At 72.4% G+C, this 19,268-nt stretch carries 19 protein-coding genes; 13 read left to right on the forward strand and 6 right to left on the reverse strand.

The genetic code is table 11. The annotated features are described in order from the left end of the window. Positions 1 to 211 precede the first annotated feature (211 nt). From AB0F03_RS10475 to AB0F03_RS10490, 4 genes are all read left to right on the forward strand, one after another. A complete protein-coding gene (locus AB0F03_RS10475; RefSeq protein WP_361988598.1) occupies positions 212 to 1,444 on the forward strand; it encodes a serpin family protein in 1,233 nt (410 codons plus the stop codon). A gap of 202 nt (positions 1,445 to 1,646) precedes the next feature. Continuing rightward, entirely contained in the window at positions 1,647 to 1,964 is a 318-nt protein-coding gene (locus tag AB0F03_RS10480; RefSeq protein WP_361988600.1) for a hypothetical protein, read from the forward strand. An 82-nt stretch (positions 1,965 to 2,046) separates the two neighbouring features. After that, positions 2,047 to 2,316 carry a type II toxin-antitoxin system prevent-host-death family antitoxin gene (locus AB0F03_RS10485; protein WP_361988603.1) on the forward strand — a complete coding sequence of 90 codons (270 nt, stop codon included), beginning with the start codon at positions 2,047 to 2,049 and terminating at the stop codon, positions 2,314 to 2,316. Then, complete coding sequence (locus tag AB0F03_RS10490; protein WP_361988606.1) at positions 2,309 to 2,572, forward strand: type II toxin-antitoxin system RelE/ParE family toxin; 264 nt, start codon at positions 2,309 to 2,311, stop codon at positions 2,570 to 2,572. Before AB0F03_RS10485 ends, AB0F03_RS10490 begins: the two co-directional genes overlap by 8 nt. 123 nt (positions 2,573 to 2,695) lie before the next feature. On the opposite strand, the gene ychF is transcribed toward AB0F03_RS10490, so the two are convergent. Then, a complete protein-coding gene (ychF, locus tag AB0F03_RS10495) occupies positions 2,696 to 3,784 on the reverse strand; it encodes a redox-regulated ATPase YchF (protein WP_361988609.1) in 1,089 nt (362 codons plus the stop codon). 378 nt (positions 3,785 to 4,162) lie between these two features. Here ychF and AB0F03_RS10500 point away from each other — a divergent pair, with 378 nt between their 5' ends. Continuing rightward, complete coding sequence (locus AB0F03_RS10500) at positions 4,163 to 4,534, forward strand: DUF6542 domain-containing protein (RefSeq protein ID WP_361988611.1); 372 nt, start codon at positions 4,163 to 4,165, stop codon at positions 4,532 to 4,534. Positions 4,535 to 4,577: 43 nt separating this feature from the next. Here the strand turns inward: AB0F03_RS10500 and ppgK are convergent, their stop codons facing one another. Beyond that, the gene (gene ppgK / locus AB0F03_RS10505) at positions 4,578 to 5,324 is read right to left on the reverse strand and encodes a polyphosphate--glucose phosphotransferase (protein WP_361988614.1); all 747 of its coding nucleotides are present in this window, start codon (positions 5,322 to 5,324) and stop codon (positions 4,578 to 4,580) included. Between the two features lie 29 nt (positions 5,325 to 5,353). After that, entirely contained in the window at positions 5,354 to 6,370 is a 1,017-nt protein-coding gene (locus AB0F03_RS10510) for a 4-hydroxy-3-methylbut-2-enyl diphosphate reductase (protein ID WP_361988616.1), read from the reverse strand. Positions 6,371 to 6,614: 244 nt separating this feature from the next. On the opposite strand from AB0F03_RS10510, the gene xseA reads away from it, so the two are divergent. The 3 genes from xseA (at position 6,615) to AB0F03_RS10525 (ending at position 8,862) form a co-directional block, all read left to right on the forward strand. Further along, the gene (gene xseA, locus AB0F03_RS10515; RefSeq protein WP_361988619.1) at positions 6,615 to 7,823 is read left to right on the forward strand and encodes an exodeoxyribonuclease VII large subunit; all 1,209 of its coding nucleotides are present in this window, start codon (positions 6,615 to 6,617) and stop codon (positions 7,821 to 7,823) included. Then, positions 7,820 to 8,065 carry an exodeoxyribonuclease VII small subunit gene (locus tag AB0F03_RS10520; protein WP_361988622.1) on the forward strand — a complete coding sequence of 82 codons (246 nt, stop codon included), beginning with the start codon at positions 7,820 to 7,822 and terminating at the stop codon, positions 8,063 to 8,065. The genes xseA and AB0F03_RS10520 overlap by 4 nt, the downstream gene beginning before the upstream one ends. Positions 8,066 to 8,271: 206 nt before the next feature. Then, entirely contained in the window at positions 8,272 to 8,862 is a 591-nt protein-coding gene (locus AB0F03_RS10525; RefSeq protein ID WP_361988625.1) for a malonic semialdehyde reductase, read from the forward strand. A gap of 61 nt (positions 8,863 to 8,923) precedes the next feature. Here the strand turns inward: AB0F03_RS10525 and AB0F03_RS10530 are convergent, their stop codons facing one another. Then, positions 8,924 to 9,454 carry a DUF4245 domain-containing protein gene (locus tag AB0F03_RS10530; protein WP_361988628.1) on the reverse strand — a complete coding sequence of 177 codons (531 nt, stop codon included), beginning with the start codon at positions 9,452 to 9,454 and terminating at the stop codon, positions 8,924 to 8,926. A 128-nt stretch (positions 9,455 to 9,582) separates the two neighbouring features. Between AB0F03_RS10530 and glpX the strand changes: the two genes are divergently transcribed. Next, positions 9,583 to 10,617, forward strand: coding sequence for a class II fructose-bisphosphatase (gene glpX / locus AB0F03_RS10535; protein WP_356818298.1), 1,035 nt, complete (start codon positions 9,583 to 9,585; stop codon positions 10,615 to 10,617). An 809-nt stretch (positions 10,618 to 11,426) separates the two neighbouring features. Here glpX and AB0F03_RS10540 read toward each other — a convergent pair. After that, positions 11,427 to 11,801, reverse strand: coding sequence for a WhiB family transcriptional regulator (locus tag AB0F03_RS10540; protein ID WP_361988631.1), 375 nt, complete (start codon positions 11,799 to 11,801; stop codon positions 11,427 to 11,429). 122 nt (positions 11,802 to 11,923) lie between these two features. Beyond that, positions 11,924 to 12,616, reverse strand: coding sequence for a DUF1707 domain-containing protein (locus AB0F03_RS10545; RefSeq protein WP_361988634.1), 693 nt, complete (start codon positions 12,614 to 12,616; stop codon positions 11,924 to 11,926). A 212-nt stretch (positions 12,617 to 12,828) separates the two neighbouring features. On the opposite strand from AB0F03_RS10545, the gene AB0F03_RS10550 reads away from it, so the two are divergent. The 4 genes from AB0F03_RS10550 to AB0F03_RS10565 all read left to right on the forward strand — a co-directional run bounded on the left by AB0F03_RS10550 (position 12,829) and on the right by AB0F03_RS10565 (position 19,236). Then, the gene (locus AB0F03_RS10550; protein WP_361988637.1) at positions 12,829 to 14,499 is read left to right on the forward strand and encodes a fumarate hydratase; all 1,671 of its coding nucleotides are present in this window, start codon (positions 12,829 to 12,831) and stop codon (positions 14,497 to 14,499) included. Positions 14,500 to 14,663: 164 nt separating this feature from the next. Next, entirely contained in the window at positions 14,664 to 16,061 is a 1,398-nt protein-coding gene (locus AB0F03_RS10555) for a class II fumarate hydratase (protein ID WP_361988640.1), read from the forward strand. Positions 16,062 to 16,145: 84 nt separating this feature from the next. Next, positions 16,146 to 16,835, forward strand: a complete 690-nt coding sequence (locus tag AB0F03_RS10560) for a DUF402 domain-containing protein (RefSeq protein ID WP_361988643.1) — start codon at positions 16,146 to 16,148, stop codon at positions 16,833 to 16,835. Positions 16,836 to 17,142: 307 nt separating this feature from the next. Beyond that, positions 17,143 to 19,236, forward strand: a complete 2,094-nt coding sequence (locus AB0F03_RS10565; protein ID WP_361988646.1) for a SpoIIE family protein phosphatase — start codon at positions 17,143 to 17,145, stop codon at positions 19,234 to 19,236. Positions 19,237 to 19,268 lie beyond the last annotated feature (32 nt).

Below are 19,268 nucleotides of genomic sequence, written 5' to 3' on the forward strand. Positions count from 1 at the left end.
TGCCAGTTGTCGGCGCCAGCACGGCTTCCACGGGGACGTACGGCCCCGCTCGCGCGGACGGTGCGACCGGCGGGGGACGGGAGCTGCGGACGGGGACACCGGTACCGTGCTCCTGGGGCGGGGGCGGCGACAGCGCACGACCGGTGGCCGGCCAGAGGCCGGCCGGCGCGGGAGCCGGACGCATGATGAGCGGGACACGAACGGGGGCGGAATGAGGGTGGAGACCAGGCCGGACGGCCGGGTGGGCGACGAGGTCGTCCGCGCGGTGAACGGGCTCACGGCCCGATGGGCGGCGACCGCGCACGACGGCGCGGTCTTCTCCGCGACCGGGGTCTGGCCCCTGCTGGCCTTCCTCGCCGACGGCGCGGCCGGCCCGGCACGGGCGGAACTGGCCGGGGCGCTGGGCGTCCCCGCCGAGCAGGCGGCCGGCGCGGCGCGGGAACTGCTGGCGGGACTCGCGTCGGTGTCCGGTCTGGAGGCGGCGCTCGGCCTGTGGGCGCACCACGGCCTGCCCCTGCGCGAGGAGTGGCGGGCCGGGCTGCCCGCCGGCACCCACGGCGTCTTCGGGGACGACCTGGTCACCGCGCAGGAGCGGCTGGACGGCTGGGCGGCCGAGCGGACCGGCGGCCTGGTCGAGCGCATGCCGGTGACGCTGACCCGGGAGGCGCGGATGGTGCTGGCCACCGCGCTCACCCTGCGCACGAACTGGCGCCAGCCGTTCACCGAGCTGCCGCTGCGGCCCGCCGCCGGGCCCTGGCAGGGCCGTACCCTGCGCGGACTGCACCGGCGCAGCGTCCGGCCGGACCGCGTCGGGGTGGCGGGCACCCCGGACGGCTTCGTCACCGCGCTGACGGTGCCCGGGGACCACGGCATCGACGTCCACCTGGTGCTCGGCGAGGAACGGATGACGCCGGGTCAGGTGCTGGCGGCCGGCGTGGGCGTGGTGGAACGCGGCCTGCCGCTCACCGGGGGCGGCGGGCTGCCGCACGGGCACGTGGGCCCCGGCCTGCACGTGGAACAGCAGCCGGCCGTCGAGCCGGAACCGAGGACGCTGGACGTGACGACCGTGTCGTACGAGGTACGGGCCGATCACGACCTGCTCGCCCGGCCCGCCCTGTTCGGCCTCGCGACGGCGATGGACACCCGGGCCGGCCACTTCCCGGGCGTGAGCCCCCACCCGCTGGCCGTCGGCGAGGCCCGCCAGTCGGCGGTGGCCCAGTTCGGCGCGCTCGGTTTCCGGGCGGCGGCGGTCACGGCGGTCATGCCGGCACCGGCCGGCGGGGTCCCGTCGTACCGCTACGAGACGACGGTCGTCCGGGTCGCCTTCGACCGCCCCTTCGGCTTCCTCGCCACCGACCGCGAGTCCCGGCTGGTGCTGGTGGCGGGCTGGGTGACGGAACCGGCACCGTATCCGGCTCCGGGCTACGGACCGGTCGCACGGTGACACCGGGGCGACCCGTGCCACGCGCCCGCACTCACGGGTTGCGGATACAGCCCGGCGACGCCTTCCGCCGGCCCCGAGCGGACCTGGCGGCTGAGGTCGTCCGCGAGGATCTCGTACGCTCCTTCGGCGAGGCGGGCGACTTCCCGACGCCATCGAGGACGCCCGGCCCGACTCCGCGCCCGCCCTCGTGGCGCTGTACCGGGTGACGGCGAACGTGCTCCGCGTCAAGCGCACCTGGCGCTTCACCCTCAGCCACGCCACCGCGCACACCGCCGCCGCGGAGGCCGTCTGGGCCGACATCAACGCCCGCACCCAGGATTCGCTGATCCGGGCCCGGCACGACGGACTCCCCGCCCCGGACGACGACACCGACGCCCAGGACCCCGACAGGCTCGCCACGCTCGTGATCGACACCCTCCTGCTGGCGCGGGCCCACACGCCTGAACCGCACCGGGGCCCGTGGTCGATCTCGGGGGCCGGACCTCGCCGAACCACTGGACCGCTGTTGGGGAGGTCATGAAGACGAGAGCTCCGTCGATCAACTTGCGGCAGGGCGCCTCGGCGAATGGTGTACACATGGGACACTCGGTACCCTTGAGCGCATGACGCAGCCGCTGCCCATAGAGTCCATCCGCGAGGTGCGCGCCCACCTGGCAGAGGTCGTGGAGCGCGCCGACCGTGACGATGTACCCACGGTCATCACACGCAGAGGCAAGGAAGTCGCCGCCGTCGTCTCCGTCGAGGTCCTGCGCAAGTACCAGGAGTGGGAAGAGCGCGAGATCAACCGGATCATCGACGAGCGCATGGCCAGCCCGGCGCCCGGCATCCCGATCGAGGACATCATGAGGGAGACGCTGGCGCGCAGTGAGTGAGTACCGCACCGTCTTCCGACCCGAGGCGCAGGCCGAACTCCGGAAGATTCCCCGCGGCACGGCACTGCGCATCCTGGCCAAGCTGACGGAGCTGGAGAGCGATCCCCTGGGCTTCAACACCACCGCGCTCGTGTCACAGCCGGAGCGCCGTCGGTTGCGAGTCGGCGACTACCGAGTCGTCTACACGCTCGACAACGGAGAGCTGGTGGTGTGGGTCGTGCACGTCGGACATCGCTCCACCGTCTACGAGACCTGATCATGACTGAACCGACGGCAGATCCTCCAGCTCCCCCGCAGCACGGTGACGGCAAAGGGGCCGGCTCCCGAAGGAACCGGCCCTTTCATCACACTCGGCGTCCACTGGCGGACTCCGGACGCGTCACACGTTGAACCTGAACTCCACCACGTCCCCGTCCTGCATGACGTAGTCCTTGCCCTCCATGCGGGCCTTGCCCTTGGCGCGGGCCTCGGTGACCGAGCCGGTTTCGACGAGGTCGTCGAAGGAGATGACCTCGGCCTTGATGAAGCCCTTCTGGAAGTCGGTGTGGATCACGCCGGCGGCCTCGGGGGCGGTGGCGCCCTTCTTGATCGTCCAGGCGCGGGACTCCTTGGGGCCGGCCGTCAGGTAGGTCTGGAGGCCGAGGGTGGCGAAGCCGACGCGGGCGAGGGTGGCGAGGCCGGGCTCTTCCTGGCCGACGGACTGGAGGAGTTCGAGGGCCTCGTCCTCGTCCAGCTCGGCGAGGTCCGCCTCCAGCTTGGCGTTGAGGAAGATCGCCTCGGCCGGGGCGACCAGGGCGCGCTGGTCGTTCTTGAAGTCCTCGTCGACCAGTTCGTCCTCGTCGACGTTGAAGACGTAGAGGAACGGCTTGGCGGTGAGCAGGTGCAGGTCGTGGAGGAGTTCCGCACGCTCGCTGCCCTGGACGATGCCGTGCGCGAAGAGCGTGTCGCCCTTCTCCAGGATCTCCTTGGCCTCCTCGACCGCCTTGACCTTGGGCGCGATGTCCTTCTTGATCCGCGACTCCTTCTGGAGGCGGGGCAGGACCTTCTCGATGGTCTGGAGGTCGGCGAGGATCAGCTCGGTGTTGATCGTCTCGATGTCGTCCTTCGGCGAGACCTTGCCGTCGACGTGGACGACGTTCTCGTCCTTGAAGGCGCGGATGACCTGGCAGACCGCGTCCGACTCGCGGATGTTGGCGAGGAACTTGTTGCCGAGGCCCTCGCCCTCGGAGGCACCGCGCACGATGCCGGCGATGTCGACGAAGTCGACCGTGGCCGGAAGGATGCGGTCCGACTTGAAGATCGAGGCCAGCTGCGCGAGGCGGGCGTCGGGCACGCCGACGACGCCGACGTTCGGCTCGATCGTGGCGAACGGGTAGTTGGCCGCGAGCACGTCGTTCTTGGTCAGGGCGTTGAACAGGGTCGACTTGCCGACGTTGGGCAGGCCGACGATTCCGATCGTGAGCGACACGTTGCGACTTCCCGTTGAATGAGTGGGCCAGGGGCTGCCAGGCCAGAGACCGACACTGGCCGATCCACCAGTTTACGGCGTCCGGGGCGGCCGGCTCGCGGGAGCGGGGGACGGCCGGCCGACCGTCCCCCGTCGGCGTGTCTGAGGGCTGATTGGGCACATAAACAGACCTAAGTTGGTCCGATGGAGCAACGCAGGACGCGACATCCGCACAACCGGCCGCGACGAGGCGCACAACCGCCCGCCCCGCTGCCACCGCAGGCCCGGCGCGGGCCGGCCGGTGAGCGCGGGCCCACCCCGGGAACCGCCCGCGCGGCGCGGACACGCCGTACGGCGCGGCCCGCCCGACCGGCGGGAGCCGGCGGGCGGCCGGCCGACATGAAGCTCACCGGGCTCGGCAGCGGGCTGTTCTGCATCGCGGCGATGTTCCTGCTCGGCTATCTGGACCAGCTGCTCTTCGGGGCCTCCGGCACGGTGTACGGGCTGCTGTTCCTGCCGGTGTGCCTGCTCACGGCCCTGTGGGTGCGCGACGGGGACGTGCTGACCGCCCCGGTGGTCGCGCCGATCGCGTTCACGGTGGGGCTGCTGCCCGTCACCGACGGCACCGGAGGGCTCGCCGGCAGGCTGATGGGGCTGTTCACCGGGCTGGCCACACAGGCGGGCTGGCTGTACGCGGGGACGCTCACCGCCGGCGTGACCGTGCTCGTACGCCGGATGCGGTGGGCGGGGCAGCGCCGGCGGCAGAGTTGAGCGGCCGGGCCGCCCGGAAGTGAATTCCGGGCGGCCCGAACGGCTACGCCTGCTGGGCCGCTCTCATCGCCGCTCCCACGATCCCCGCGTTGTTCTGGAGCTGCGCGGGGACGATCTCCGCCTTGACGCCCTCGATCAGGTGCAGGAACTTGTGCGCCTTGCGGCTGACCCCGCCGCCGATCACGAACAGCTCCGGCGAGAACAGCATCTCCACGTGCGCCAGGTACTGCTGCACGCGCTGCGCCCACTCCTCCCAGCTGAGGTCGTGGTCCTCCTTGGCCTTGCTGGAGGCCCGCTTCTCGGCGTCGTGGCCGTGCAGCTCCAGGTGGCCCAGCTCCGTGTTCGGGACGAGGACGCCGTCCACGAAGAGGGCGCTGCCGATGCCGGTGCCGAAGGTGAGCAGGATGACGGTGCCCCGGCGGCCCTGCCCGGCGCCGAACTGCATCTCGGCGACGCCCGCCGCGTCCGCGTCGTTGACCACGGTCACCGGGAGGCCGCCGAGTCTGCCGCTGAACAACGCGCGCGCGTCCGTGTCGATCCAGCTCTTGTCGACGTTCGCCGCCGTACGGACCGTGGCACCGCCGGTGACCACCCCCGGGAAGGTCAGGCCGACCGGGCCGGTCCAGCCGAAGTGTTCGATGACCTGTTTGACCCCGTCGGCCACGCCGTCGGGTGTCGCCGGATGCGGGGTGAGCACCTTGCAGCGCTCCTGGACCAGGTCGCCCCGGTCCAGATCCACAGGGGCACCCTTGATGCCGGATCCGCCGATGTCCACGCCGAAGATCTGCATGGCTCCACGTTACGACGGACGACTGACAGTCATACCCCGGGTGTACCGGTCCCGCCGCGCTCGGCGGCCAGCGTGGCCGCCTCCTCGCGCAGGTCACGGCGGAGTTCCTTGGGCAGCGAGAAGGTGATCGACTCCTCGGCGGCCTTCACGATCTCCACGTCGGCGTAGCCGCGCCCGGCGAGCCACTCCAGGACCTGCTCGACGAGGACCTCCGGGACGGAGGCGCCGGAGGTGACACCGACCGTGCGGACGCCCTCCAGCCAGGCCTCGTCGATCTCGTCGGCGAAGTCCACCAGGTAGGCCTCGCGGGCGCCGGCCAGCTTGGCGACCTCGACCAGGCGCTTGGAGTTGGAGGAGTTGCGCGAGCCGACGACGATGACCAGCTCGGCTTCGGCGCCCATCTGCTTCACGGCGAGCTGACGGTTCTGCGTGGCGTAGCAGATGTCGTCGCTGGGCGGGGAGACCAGACCGGGGAACTTCGCCGTCAGGGCGTCGACGGTCTCCATGGTCTCGTCGACGGAGAGGGTGGTCTGGGAGAGCCAGACCACCTTGGAGGGGTCGCGGACCTCGACCTTGGCGACGTCCTCGGGGCCGTCGACCAGCTGGATGTGGTCGGGCGCCTCGCCGGAGGTGCCGATGACCTCCTCGTGGCCCTCGTGCCCGATCAGGAGGATGTCGTAGTCGTCGTTGGCGTAGCGGACGGCTTCCTTGTGGACCTTGGTGACCAGGGGGCAGGTCGCGTCGATCGTGGCGAGCCGGCCCTGACGGGCCTCGTCGTGCACGGCGGGGGCGACTCCGTGCGCCGAGAACATCACGATGTTGCCCGGCGGCACCTCGTCCGTGCGCTCGACGAAGACGGCGCCCTTCTTCTCCAGGGTCTGCACGACGTACTTATTGTGGACGATCTCGTGCCGGACGTAGATCGGGGCCCCGTACTGCTCCAGGGCCTTCTCGACGGCGATCACGGCGCGGTCCACACCGGCGCAGTAGCCCCGGGGGGCGGCGAGCAGGACACGGCGGCCAGGCGAAGCGGTCATGCGACCCATCGTAAGGCCGCGTCCGGTGGCCCGGAGATCACGCGCCCGGGCCACACGGGAGAACCGGCGGCCGGACGCCGGCCGGTGGGCGGGAAGCCGTCGCCCGCCGGCGTCGGCGGTGTCGTCACTTCGCCGGGGTCGCCGGGGCCGTCTCCGGGTTGCCGGGGTCGCCGGGGTCGTCTCCGGGTTGCCGGGGTCGTCGGCGTCGTCCGGGTCGTCCGGGTTGTCGGTACCGACCGTTACGCTCGGGCGCATGGCTGTGAACACGTCCCCCGAGGCCCCGCTCCCCGTCGGCGCGGTGTCCCGCATGATCGGGGGCTGGATCGACCGGCTGGGCGCCGTGTGGGTCGAGGGACAGATCACCCAGCTGTCGCGGCGTCCGGGCGCCGGCGTCGTGTTCCTCACCCTGCGCGACCCCTCGCACGACATCTCCGTCGGCGTGACCTGCTACCGCCAGGTGTTCGACGCGGTCGCGGACGTCGTCGGCGAGGGCGCCCGCGTCGTCGTCCTGGCGAAACCCGAGTGGTACGCCCCCCGGGGCCAGCTGTCCCTGCGCGCCGCCGAGATAAGACCCGTGGGCGTGGGTGAGCTGCTGGCCCGGCTGGAGCAGCTGAAGAAGGCGCTCGCGGCCGAGGGCCTGTTCGCGCCGGAGCGGAAGAAGCCGCTGCCGTTCCTGCCGCAGCTGATCGGGCTGGTGTGCGGCCGGGCCTCAGCCGCGGAGCGGGACGTGCTGGAGAACGCCCGGCACCGCTGGCCCGCCGTCCGCTTCGAGGTGCGCAACGTCCCCGTGCAGGGCGTGCACGCAGTCCCCCAGGTCGTCCAGGCCGTCAAGGAACTGGACGCGGCCGACGAGGTGGACGTCATCATCGTCGCCCGGGGCGGGGGCAGCGTGGAGGACCTGCTGCCGTTCTCCGACGAGCAGCTCGTGCGGGCCGTGGCCGGGTGCCGGACGCCGGTCGTGTCCGCGATCGGGCACGAGCCGGACAACCCGCTCCTCGACCACGTCGCCGACCTGCGTGCCTCGACGCCGACGGACGCGGCCAAGAAGGTCGTACCGGACGTGGGCGAGGAGCTGGAGCGGGTGCGGATGCTGCGGGACCGGGCGCGGCGCTGCGTGAACGCGTCCGTGGAGCGGGAGGAGCGGGGGCTGGCGCACGCGCTGGCGCGGCCCTCGATGGAGGACCCGCACCGGATGATCGACGTGCGCGCGGACCAGGTCGGCTCGCTGGTCGACCGCAGCCGGCGGACCGTGGGGCACCTGCTGGACCGCGCGGACTCGGAACTGACGCACACGCACGCGCGCGTGGTGGCCCTCTCCCCCGCGGCGACGCTCCAGCGCGGTTACGCGGTGCTCCAGCGGGCCGACGGGCATGTGGTGCGGGACGCGGAAGAAGTGGCGGAGGGCGAGACGCTGCGTGCTCGCGTCGCCGACGGTGAATTCACGGTGAAGGTGGGCGAATGACGGGCAAGGTGGACGAGGCGCTCTCGTACGAGCAGGCGCGCGACGAGCTGGTCGAGGTCGTACGGCGGCTGGAGGCGGGCGGTACGACGCTGGAGGAGTCCCTGGCGCTGTGGGAGCGCGGCGAGGAGCTGGCCAGGGTGTGCCGGCGCTGGCTGGAGGGGGCCCGGGCCCGGCTGGACGCGGCGCTGGCCGAGGAGGAGGACGCGGAGGGGGCCGCGGAGGGCGGGGAGCGGGCCGGGTAGCCGCCGCGGCGGGAGCGGGCCGGTAGGCGAGGGAGCGGGGGCAGGCCGGCGAGCGGAGGGCCGCGAGCAGGCCGGGCGATCTCACCGGGGCTGTGAGGCAAGTCACCACACCCCGGTTTTTGTTGAATGTTAAACCTCAACTGCCGTAGGGTCGTGCTGTCAGCCGGTCCGGATCCCGGACCGTCGCACACCCGAGGAAGGCACGCATGTCTCTCGTTCTTGACCCCGCCGCCCAGGACCTGCTGTTCCGCGAGGCCCGCACCGCGAACACCTTCACCGACGAGCCGGTGACCGACGAGCAGGTCCAGGCGATCTACGACCTGGTCAAGTACGGCCCCACCGCCTTCAACCAGACCCCGCTGCGCATCACCCTGGTCCGTTCCGCCGAGGCCCGCGAGCGCCTGCTGCCGCACATGGCCGAGGGCAACCGGCCCAAGACCGCCGCCGCCCCGCTGGTCGCCATCCTCTCCGCGGACAACGAGTTCCACGAGGAGCTGCCGGCCCTCTTCCCGGCCTTCCCGCAGGCCAAGGACCTCTTCTACGCCGAGCGTCCGGCCCGTGAGAGCGCCGCCGCGTTCAACGCCGCGTTGCAGGCCGCCTACTTCGTCGTCGGTGTCCGCGCCGCCGGCCTGGCCGCCGGCCCGATGACCGGCTTCGACTTCGAGGGCGTCCGCAAGGAGTTCCTGGACGACGACCACACCCCGCTGATGATCGTCAACATCGGCCGGCCCGGCCCGGACGCCTGGTACCCGCGCTCGCCGCGCCTGGCGTACGAGGACGTCGTCACGACCGTCTGAGCGGCCCGCACGCGAAGAGGCCCCCGGCAAGCGCCGGGGGCCTCTTCGCGTGCGGTGACGGTCACTTCATCCGCAGCGCCGCCGCCATCGCCGTCAGCTCCTTGAACGAGGCGGTGCCGGCCACCACCGTCGTGGAGCCAGGGGTGTCCTGGAGCACGAGGGCGTCGTAGCGGCCGCCGGTGTAACGGGTCCAGGTACGGCCGCCGGCCGTCTCGGTCCGCCGCGTCGCCGACGCGCCCTGGCTGGCCTGCTCGATGAACTCGGCGGGCTTCTCCGCGGACGACTGCTCGACCTGCGCGTACTGGCCGTCCGGAGTCTGGAAGCCGAGGTGCCAGTGGTCGGAGTTCTGGCCCTGGAAGCGCACGGAGGTCGCCTTCCAGGTGTCCGGCAGGCCCTCGGGAGCGGCCACCGGATAGCTCACCGCGCGCCGGGCCGTGATCAGCTCGACCCGGTAGTCGACCCGCTTGAGGTCGGGAGAGTGATCGTTGTGCGGGATGGCGAGGAAGTAGACGACCGCCGCCGCGATACCGATCAGGGCCAGGGAGATGATCATGTCCCGGGCCGTCTTCTGCTTGCCGTTCGAACCTGCCACGCCCACTATCGTCGCAGGTGCCCCAAGCGCTCATCCGTGGGGTCCCCTGCTCATATTGTCTGGTCGGCGATAGAGTCAGTGTCCAATACCCTCATCCGGCCGTCGTCGTATCAGAAAGGTGCGCTCCGATGACCGAAAATCATCAATTGCCGTCCGAACTCGACGTTCCCTCGGAGGCTCCCGACCGCAACCTCGCCCTGGAACTCGTCAGGGTGACCGAAGCCGCCGCGATGGCGGCGGGCCGCTGGGTGGGGCGCGGTGACAAGAACGGCGCCGACGGGGCCGCGGTGCGCGCCATGCGGACCCTCGTCTCCACCGTCTCGATGAACGGCGTCGTCGTCATCGGCGAGGGCGAGAAGGACGAAGCCCCGATGCTCTTCAACGGGGAGCACGTGGGTGACGGCACCGGCCCCGAGGTCGACATCGCCGTCGACCCGATCGACGGCACCACGCTGACGGCCAAGGGCATGCCGAACGCGATCGCCGTCCTCGCCGCCGCCGAGCGCGGCGCCATGTTCGACCCGTCCGCCGTGTTCTACATGGACAAGCTGGTCACCGGCCCCGAGGCGGCGGACTTCGTCGACATCGACGCGCCCGTGGGCGTGAACATCCGGCGGATCGCCAAGGCCAAGCGGTCCGCGCCGGAGGACGTCACCGTCGTCATCCTGGACCGGCCGCGGCACGAGGGCCTGATCCGGGAGGTCCGGGAGGCCGGCGCCCGTATCAAGCTCATCTCCGACGGCGATGTCGCCGGCTCGGTGTACGCGCTGCGCGAGGGCACCGGCGTCGACCTGCTGCTCGGCATCGGCGGCACCCCCGAAGGCATCATCTCGGCCTGCGCCGTGAAGTGCCTGGGCGGGACGATCCAGGGCAAGCTGTGGCCCAAGGACGACGAGGAGCGGCAGCGGGCCATCGACGCCGGGCACGACCTCGACCGGGTGCTCACGACCGACGACCTGGTCTCCGGGGAGAACGTCTTCTTCGTGGCGACCGGCATCACCGACGGTGAACTGCTGCGGGGCGTGCGGTACCGGTCGGAGACCGCGCTGACCGAGTCGATCGTCATGCGGTCGAAGTCCGGGACGGTGCGCAGGATCGACTCCGAGCACCGGCTGCGCAAGCTGCGGGCCTACAGCGCGATCGACTTCGACCGGGCGAAGTAGAGCCCCGGCCGGACGCCGCCCCGCGGCCGGGAACAGCCGCGCCCGTCCGACGGGCCGCGAGTCACCCGGCCGTCCCGCACCCCGGCCCGACCGGCCACGCCTGGCCGGATTGACCACGCCGGGTCGCAGTGGCCGCGCCACGTCGGAGTGGCCACGCCGGGCTGGAGTGGCCGCGCGCCTGCCGGAGGGTGCGGGCGCGCGTGCGGGCCGGGCAGTCGCACCCTCCGGCAGGCGCGTGCGGGCGTCGGCCGGCGGGTGCGGGCCGGCACTGTGGTCCGGCGGGTGTCGGCCGCCCATCGCCTGGCCGCGGCCAAGCCCCGGCCGTGTGCCGGCGCAGCCTCGCAGGGGCCACACCTGACCGGAGGGGCCGCGCGCCAACTGAAGGGTCCGGGCGCGGCCGGACATGTCGCACCCCGGCCGCCGCGTGCGGGCGTCGGCCGGCGGGTGCGGGCCGGCACTGTGGTCCGGCCGTGCGGCCCGGCGGGCGTCGGTCGCCCGTCACCTGGTTACGGCCACGCCCCAACCGCGGCCTCGGCGCGGCCCACCGCACGACCGCGTACCGGGGATCGACCCACGGCCCAGCCGCGCCCGGTCGGCGGGACCGGGCGCCGGGCGGAACGGCGACGCACACGCCCCGCCCCCCAGCCGCCTGCCGGCACAGCCCGGCCCGGCCCCTGGCCCAGCGCCACGCGCACCCCGCGCCGCCCAGCCACCCGCCTGAACGCCCCGCTCCGCGCCGAAGCCGCCCCCAGCACGTGCGCGAACGACAAGGCGCCCCCTGGGTGAGGGGGCGCCCCTGTTGGTGGCGGTCAGCCTGCTATGCGGTTGGGGGCGGGGCGGGCCGTCTTTTTGAGGTCCATGTCGCGGCGGCGGCGCCGGGCGAGGACCACACGGCGTTCGGCCGCCGTGAGGCCGCCCCAGACGCCGTAGGGCTCGGGCTGGAGGAGTGCGTGTTCGCGGCACTCGACCATGACCGGGCAGCGGGAACAGACGCGCTTGGCCGCGTCCTCGCGGGAGAGCCGGGCGGCGGTCGGCTCCTTCGACGGGGCGAAGAACAGGCCGGCCTCGTCGCGCCGGCACACCGCCTCGGTGTGCCAGGCGGCGTCTTGGTCCCTGTCCCGCGCCGGCAGCCGCTGCGCCGGGACGGCAGCTACTTGCACAGACGAATGCGGCGGTTGCTGCACGGTCTACTCCTGACGACGGCTTCGCGAGCGAGAGACGATGCAGCAAGGCCTACCCGCTGTGCGCGCGCCTATGCACAGAGTTCCCGACAGCGGGCGCGCGGCGTCTCCTTCACGCCCCCGGGTCAATGCCCCAGGTGTCTGCGGAGCTTGCGGTCGACCTTGTCCTGGACGCGCTCCAGGATGTCCGCGACCAGCCTGCCCCGCCGGGGCCGCGCCTCCACGTTGCCGAGGACGGCCCAGCCGTCGACGTAGACCACCGGTGCCCGGGAGTCGGCCGAGTCGAGCGGGCTCACCTCGAAGTTGCCGAGGACGCCGCCCCCGGTGCCGCGCAGCGAGACGTTCTCCGGGACGCGGATCTGGACGTCACCGAAGACGGAGACCGCCTTGATCACCACCTGCTGGTACTCGAAGATCGCCTCGCTGAGGTCGATCTCGACGCTGCCGAAGACCGCGTACGCGTGCAGCCGGCGCCCCGCGCGCCAGCGGCCCCGGCGCACGGCGCTGCTGAACACCGCCACCACGCCGGCGTCGGCCTCCTCCGGTATCGCGCCCGGCACGGGGCGGGGCGCGTAGGCGGGGGCGGCGGGCCGCTCGTGGGCTGCGGGCAGGTCCCGGACGAAGACCTCCAGCTCACCCACCGTCTTGGCGTGCAGCACGCCCTCCACCCGCTCGGCGTGCTCCTCGGCGGTCAGCCGGCCCTCCGCGAGGCCCTCGCGGAGGATGTCGGCGGTGCGGTCACGGTCGGCGTCCGAGGCGCGCAGCTCGGCGACGCGCGGCGCGGTGTCCCGGGGCTGAGCCTGCTTCTGAAGGTCCACGGCAGCAGCGTACCGAAACGCGATAGATCGCGACCAGGGGTGTGGACGACCCCGGTTGTGTCGCGACTGCGCCGTACGTCGCCGCGGTGAGCGTCAGGTCACAGCCGCTGAGCCTCACCTCACAGGTTCCGTGCCGGCGGCAGGTTCTAGGCTGGTGAGGCCCGCCAGCGTCGGCGGGCGGCCGTCCGTCAGAGTGAGGAATGGGCTGAGAGATGCCTGAGTTCGCGTACACCGATCTGCTCCCGCAAGGAGAGGACACCACTCCGTACCGGCTGGTGACGTCCGAGGGCGTCTCCACGGTGGAGGGGCCCGACGGGCGGACGTTCCTCACGGTGGAGCCGCAGGCGCTGCGCAAGCTGGCCGAGGAGGCGATCCACGACATCCAGCACTACCTGCGCCCGGCCCACCTCGCGCAGCTGCGCCGCATCATCGACGACCCCGAGGCGTCGGGCAACGACAAGTTCGTGGCGCTGGACCTGCTGAAGAACGCGAACATCGCGGCGGCCGGCGTGCTGCCGATGTGCCAGGACACCGGCACGGCGATCGTCATGGGCAAGCGCGGGCAGAACGTCCTCACCCGGGGCGAGGACGAGAAGCACCTCTCGCACGGCATCTACGACGCCTACACCAAGCTGAACCTGCGCTACTCGCAGATGGCTCCGCTCACCATGTGGGAGGAGAAGAACACCGGCTCCAACCTGCCCGCCCAGATCGAGCTGTACGCGACGGACGGCGGCGCCTACAAGTTCCTGTTCATGGCGAAGGGCGGCGGCTCGGCCAACAAGTCCTTCCTGTACCAGGAGACGAAGGCCGTCCTGAACGAGGCCTCCATGATGAAGTTCCTGGAGGAGAAGATCCGTTCGCTCGGTACGGCCGCCTGCCCGCCGTACCACCTGGCGATCGTCGTCGGCGGCACCAGCGCCGAGTACGCGCTGAAGACCGCGAAGTACGCCTCCGCGCACTACCTGGACAACGCGCCCACCGAGGGCTCACCGCTCGGCCACGGCTTCCGGGACAAGGAGCTGGAGGAGAAGGTCTTCGAGCTGACCCAGAGGATCGGCATCGGCGCGCAGTTCGGCGGCAAGTACTTCTGCCACGACGTGCGGGTGGTCCGCCTGCCCCGCCACGGCGCGTCCTGCCCGGTCGCGATCGCCGTCTCCTGCTCGGCCGACCGCCAGGCCGTCGCGAAGATCACCGCCGAGGGCGTCTTCCTGGAGCAGCTGGAGACCGACCCGGCGCGCTTCCTGCCGGAGACGACGGACGAGCACCTCGACGAGGCCGGCGACGTCGTGCGGATCGACCTGAACCAGCCGATGGACACGGTCCTCGCCGAGCTGTCCAAGTACCCGGTGAAGACCCGGCTGTCCCTGACCGGCCCGCTGGTCGTGGCCCGCGACATCGCGCACGCCAAGATCAAGGAGCGGCTGGACGCGGGCGAGGAGATGCCGCAGTACCTGAAGGACCACCCGGTGTACTACGCGGGCCCGGCGAAGACCCCCGAGGGCTACGCCTCCGGTTCCTTCGGCCCGACGACGGCCGGCCGCATGGACTCCTACGTCGAGCAGTTCCAGGCGGCGGGCGGCTCGAAGGTGATGCTCGCCAAGGGCAACCGCAGCAAGCAGGTCACCGACGCCTGCCACACGCACGGCGGCTTCTACCTCGGCTCCATCGGCGGCCCCGCCGCCCGCCTCGCCCAGGACTGCATCAAGAAGGTCGAGGTCCTGGAGTACGAGGAGCTGGGCATGGAGGCCGTCTGGAAGATCGAGGTCGAGGACTTCCCGGCGTTCGTCGTGGTGGACGACAAGGGCAACGACTTCTTCCAGGACCCGGCGCCGCAGCCGACCTTCACGTCCATCCCGGTGCGCGGGCCCGGCCTCGGCTGACCCGGTGACGCGACGTGTGACGGGAGCCCCCGGCCGCCGGCCGGGGGCTCCCCGCGTCCCGTACGGCGTCTCGCGGAGCGGTCGCCGCCGGCGGGGTGTACTCGTGGGGGCCGGCGGGGAATACGGGTTCCGCGTCAGCTGCTCACGTGTGCGGAGGTAGGACGATGACGAGCGAAGAGCCGCAGTACCGGACCGAGCACGACTCGATGGGTGAGGTCCGGGTACCGGCCCATGCCAAGTGGCGGGCACAGACCCAGCGTGCCGTCGAGAACTTCCCCGTCTCCGGGCAGCGCATCGAGCGGGCGCACATCGAGGCATTGGCCCGCATCAAGGCGGCGGCGGCGAAGGTGAACGCCGAGCTGGGTGTGCTGGACAAGGAGGTCGCGGAGGCGATCCAGGAGGCGGCCGGGGAGGTCGCCGACGGCCGGTGGGACGAGCATTTCCCGGTGGACGTCTTCCAGACGGGCTCGGGGACCTCGTCCAACATGAACACCAACGAGGTCGTCGCGACGCTGGCGAGCGAGCGGCTCGGCCGGGACGTGCACCCCAACGACCACGTCAACGCCTCGCAGTCGTCCAACGACGTCTTCCCGTCCTCCCTGCACATCGCGGCGACCTCGGCCGTCACCCATGACCTGATCCCGGCCCTGGAGCACCTCGCCGCGTCCCTGGAGCGCAAGTCCGGGGAGTACGCCGACGTGGTGAAGTCGGGCCGCACCCACCTCATGGACGCGACGCCGGTGACGCTCGGTCAGGAGTTCGGCGGTTACGCGGCCCAGGTGCGGTACGGCGTCGAGCGGCTGCGCGCCTCGCTGCCCCGGCTGGCGGAACTGCCGCTGGGCGGCACGGCGGTCGGCACCGGCATCAACACCCCGCCCGGCTTCTCCGCCGCGGTCATCGAGGAGGTCGCGCGGGTCACCGGGCTGCCGCTGACCGAGGCCCGCGACCACTTCGAGGCGCAGGGTGCCCGGGACGGGGTCGTCGAGACCAGCGGGCAGCTGCGGACCATCGCGGTCGGTCTGACGAAGATCGCCAACGATCTGCGCTGGATGTCGTCCGGGCCGCGCACCGGTCTCGCCGAGATCCGGCTGCCCGACCTCCAGCCCGGCTCCTCGATCATGCCGGGGAAGGTCAACCCGGTCGTCCCCGAGGCCGTGCTGATGGTGGCCGCGCAGGTCATCGGCAACGACGTCACCATCACCACCGCCGGGGCCGCCGGCAACTTCGAGCTGAACGTGATGCTCCCGGTCATCGCCAAGAACGTCCTGGAGTCGATCCGGCTGCTCGCCAACGCCTCGCGGCTGCTGGCCGACCGGACGGTCGACGGCATCACCGCGGACCGCGAACGCACCCGCGAGTACGCCGAGTCCTCGCCGTCCGTGGTGACCCCGCTGAACAAGTACATCGGCTACGAGGAGGCCGCGAAGGTCGCCAAGAAGTCCCTCGCCGAACGCAGGACGATCCGCGAAGTCGTCCTGGAGGGCGGGTACGTGGAGCGCGGCGACCTCACCCTGGAGCAGCTCGACGAGGCGCTGGACGTGCTGCGGATGACGCGCCCCTGACCGCGGGCGCACCTTTCCGGCCACGGCCGTACCACCGTGACGTGCGCCGCAGCATCGCATGAGCGGGGCACCTAATATCTGTCCATGGCGGACGACGGAGCGATGACACGAGCGGCGGCGGAACCTGCGGCGTACTGGACACCCGGGACACAGATCCTGTGGCGGTACCGGGAGAACGCCGGGGAACACGTCCACATCGCCCGGCCCGTCACCGTCGTACGGGATGACGCGGAACTCCTCGCGGTGTGGCTGGCTCCCGGCACCGAGTGCGTGAAGCCGGTCCTGGCGGACGGTACGCCCGTGCACCTGGAGCCGCTGGAGTCCCGCTACACCAAGCCGCGTACGGTCCAGCGGGACCGCTGGTTCGGCACGGGCGTGCTCAAGCTGGCCCAGCCCGGCCGGCCGTGGTCGGTGTGGCTGTTCTGGGATCCGGGCTGGCGGTTCAAGAACTGGTACGTGAACCTGGAGCAGCCGCTGGCCCGCTGGGCGCACGGGGTGGACTCCGAGGACCACTTCCTGGACATCTCCGTGCACCCGGACCGCGGTTGGCACTGGCGGGACGAGGACGAGTTCGCGCAGGCCCAGCGCGACGGGCTGATGGACGCGGAGACCGCCGAGCGGGTGCGGGCGGCCGGCCGGCAGGCGGTCGAGGTGATCCGCGCCTGGGGGGCGCCGTTCTCGGACGGCTGGGAGCACTGGCGCCCGGACCCGTCCTGGACGGTACCTTCTCTCCCCGAGGACTGGGACCGTACGCCTGCGCACGTGTCCTCATGAGACCCTTGATGCGCCCCCCGGCAAGAAACGTAGGATCGTCCTCCGCAAGGGCGCACCACACCAATTCCCGGAACGATCGCCGGGCTTGACCGAACGTCACCGAGGGGCGGCAGGACGTGAGCGAGGGGCACCACGGCACCACCGCGAGGACCTGCGGCGACACCGCCGCGGGCCGCGCAGACCTCGCCGCCGGCACAGGTACCACCCCCGACCACGCGGGAATTCCGTTCCTGGGGCACGTATTGCGGGTATCGGAATTTCGGCGGGTCCAACTGCCCTTGGCCCCGGACGGATGGATGCGACACGCGTGACGGAGCAGCCCACCTCCTTCGAACGCCCCCAGCCGGGCGTCGACCCCGCGGAGCGCCGCGGGGCACTCCTGCGTTCCCCGGAGCCCCTCGGCGCCCCGGCGTTACCGGTGCAGACCCGGGCCGACGGAACGCCGTCCGCCGCGGGCACGGCCACGCCCCGCGGCAAGGGACAGGACGGCAAGGGGAAGGAGCCCCCAGTCAACGGCCCCGAGCACTCCCAGCCCGCCACCGCCGAGCCCGGCGCCCATCGCCCGCGGCCCGCGCCGGAGGCCATCCCGGCGCAGCCCGGCGCCGAGCAGGAACGGACGCCGGCCGGTGAGGAGCGCCGTACCGGACGGGGGCTGCCGCCGGGGCGGCCGATGCCGATGCGGCGGGACGGGGACCGGCTGCGGTTCGTGGGCGCCGCCACCCGGCGGATCGCCCGCGGACTCGACCTGGACGAGATCGTGATGGGCCTGTGCCGGGCCACCGTGCCGACGTTCTCCGACGCCATCCTGGTCTATCTGCGCGACCCGCTGCCGGTCGGTGACGAGCGGCCCACGGGCCCGGTGGTGCTGCGGCTGCGCCGCACCGACCGGATCCCGGAGGAGCGCGACACCGAAGGGGCGCTGCTGCCGCCCGCGTTCGATCCGGAGCCGGAGCCGACCGCGCTGGCGGAGCTGTCGTCGCTGACCACCGAGCTGTGCGAGGTGCGGCCGGGCGGCGCGCTGAACGAGGTGCTGCGCGGGGTGCGCCCGGTGTTCGCGGACGCGCCCGCCGCCCGGGCCGCGCTGCCGGAACTGCTCGGTGAGGGCGGCGAGGCGGTTGTGCCGGGCGGGCAGCGCGCGATCCTGGCGCCGCTGCGCGGCCGGCGCCGGGTGATCGGGGCGGCCCTGTTCCTGCGCCGCCCGGACCGGCCGGCGTTCGAGGCGGACGACCTGTTGGTGGCCGCGCAGCTGGCCACCCACAGCGCGCTCGGCATCGACAAGGCGGTGCTGTACGGCCGTGAGGCGTACATCGCCGACGAGCTCCAGCGCACCATGCTGCCCGAGACCCTGCCCCGCCCGACCGGTGTCCGGCTGGCCTCCCGGTATCTGCCGGCGGCGGAGACCGCGCGGGTCGGCGGCGACTGGTACGACGCGATCCCGCTGCCCGGCAGCCGGGTCGCGCTGGTCGTCGGCGACGTGATGGGGCACTCCATGACCTCGGCGGCCATCATGGGCCAGCTGCGCACGACCGCGCAGACGCTGGCCGGGCTGGACCTGCCCCCGCAAGAGGTGCTGCACCACCTGGACGAGCAGGCGCAGCGGCTGGGCACCGACCGCATGGCGACCTGCCTGTACGCGGTATACGACCCGGTCACGCACCGCATCACCATCGCCAACGCCGGTCATCCGCCGCCCGTGCTGCTGCACCTGGGCGGGCGCGCCGAGGTGCTGCGGGTGCCGCCGGGCGCGCCGATCGGTGTCGGCGGGGTGGACTTCGAGGCGGTCGAGCTGGACGCGCCGGCGGGCGCGACCCTGCTGCTGTACACCGACGGGCTGGTGGAGTCCCGGCTGCGGGACGTGTGGACCGGCATAGAGCAGCTGCGGGAGAAGCTGGCCGCGACCGCGCAGCTGACCGGCCCGGACCATCCGCCGCCGCTTGAGGCGCTGTGCGACGAGGTGCTGGACATGCTCGGCCCGGGCGACCGGGACGACGACATCGCGCTGCTCGCCGCCCGCTTCGACGGGATCGCGCCGAGCGATGTCGCGTACTGGACGTTGCAGCCGGAGGACTCCGCCCCCGGGCAGGCCCGCCGGCTGGCCCGGCGCGCGCTGTCCCGCTGGGACCTGGAGGACCTGACGGACTCGGTGGAGCTGCTGGTCAGCGAGGTCGTGACGAACGCCGTACGGTACGCGTCCCGGCCGGTGACCCTGCGGCTGCTGCGCACGGACGTGCTGCGCTGCGAGGTCGGCGACGACGTGCCGCAGCTGCCGCGGCTGAGGCAGGCACGGGCCACGGACGAGGACGGGCGCGGTCTGTACCTGGTCAACCGGCTGGCCCGGCGCTGGGGTGCGACCCGGCTGAGCACCGGCAAGGTGGTGTGGTTCGAGCTGAACCGGGGCTGAGGCCCCGCGGACGCCGCTGACGGCGAAGGGCG

Origin of the sequence: Streptomyces sp. NPDC028722, from assembly GCF_040637655.1 — a bacterium.
In the GTDB taxonomy this organism is placed as follows: Bacteria; Actinomycetota; Actinomycetes; order Streptomycetales; family Streptomycetaceae; genus Streptomyces.

What these genes read in the sequence shown, in the direction of transcription:
- AB0F03_RS10485 (WP_361988603.1), top strand. Translation starts at nt 2,047, where the DNA reads ATGACGCAGCCGCTGCCCATAGAGTCCATCCGCGAGGTGCGCGCCCAC.
- AB0F03_RS10500 (WP_361988611.1), top strand. Translation starts at nt 4,163, where the DNA reads ATGAAGCTCACCGGGCTCGGCAGCGGGCTGTTCTGCATCGCGGCGATG.
- AB0F03_RS10525 (WP_361988625.1), top strand. Translation starts at nt 8,272, where the DNA reads ATGTCTCTCGTTCTTGACCCCGCCGCCCAGGACCTGCTGTTCCGCGAG.
- AB0F03_RS10475 (WP_361988598.1), top strand. Translation starts at nt 212, where the DNA reads ATGAGGGTGGAGACCAGGCCGGACGGCCGGGTGGGCGACGAGGTCGTC.
- xseA (WP_361988619.1), top strand. Translation starts at nt 6,615, where the DNA reads ATGGCTGTGAACACGTCCCCCGAGGCCCCGCTCCCCGTCGGCGCGGTG.
- AB0F03_RS10560 (WP_361988643.1), top strand. Translation starts at nt 16,146, where the DNA reads ATGGCGGACGACGGAGCGATGACACGAGCGGCGGCGGAACCTGCGGCG.
- AB0F03_RS10510 (WP_361988616.1), bottom strand. Translation starts at nt 6,370, where the DNA reads ATGGGTCGCATGACCGCTTCGCCTGGCCGCCGTGTCCTGCTCGCCGCC.
- ppgK (WP_361988614.1), bottom strand. Translation starts at nt 5,324, where the DNA reads ATGCAGATCTTCGGCGTGGACATCGGCGGATCCGGCATCAAGGGTGCC.
- AB0F03_RS10520 (WP_361988622.1), top strand. Translation starts at nt 7,820, where the DNA reads ATGACGGGCAAGGTGGACGAGGCGCTCTCGTACGAGCAGGCGCGCGAC.
- AB0F03_RS10555 (WP_361988640.1), top strand. Translation starts at nt 14,664, where the DNA reads ATGACGAGCGAAGAGCCGCAGTACCGGACCGAGCACGACTCGATGGGT.
- glpX (WP_356818298.1), top strand. Translation starts at nt 9,583, where the DNA reads ATGACCGAAAATCATCAATTGCCGTCCGAACTCGACGTTCCCTCGGAG.
- AB0F03_RS10550 (WP_361988637.1), top strand. Translation starts at nt 12,829, where the DNA reads ATGCCTGAGTTCGCGTACACCGATCTGCTCCCGCAAGGAGAGGACACC.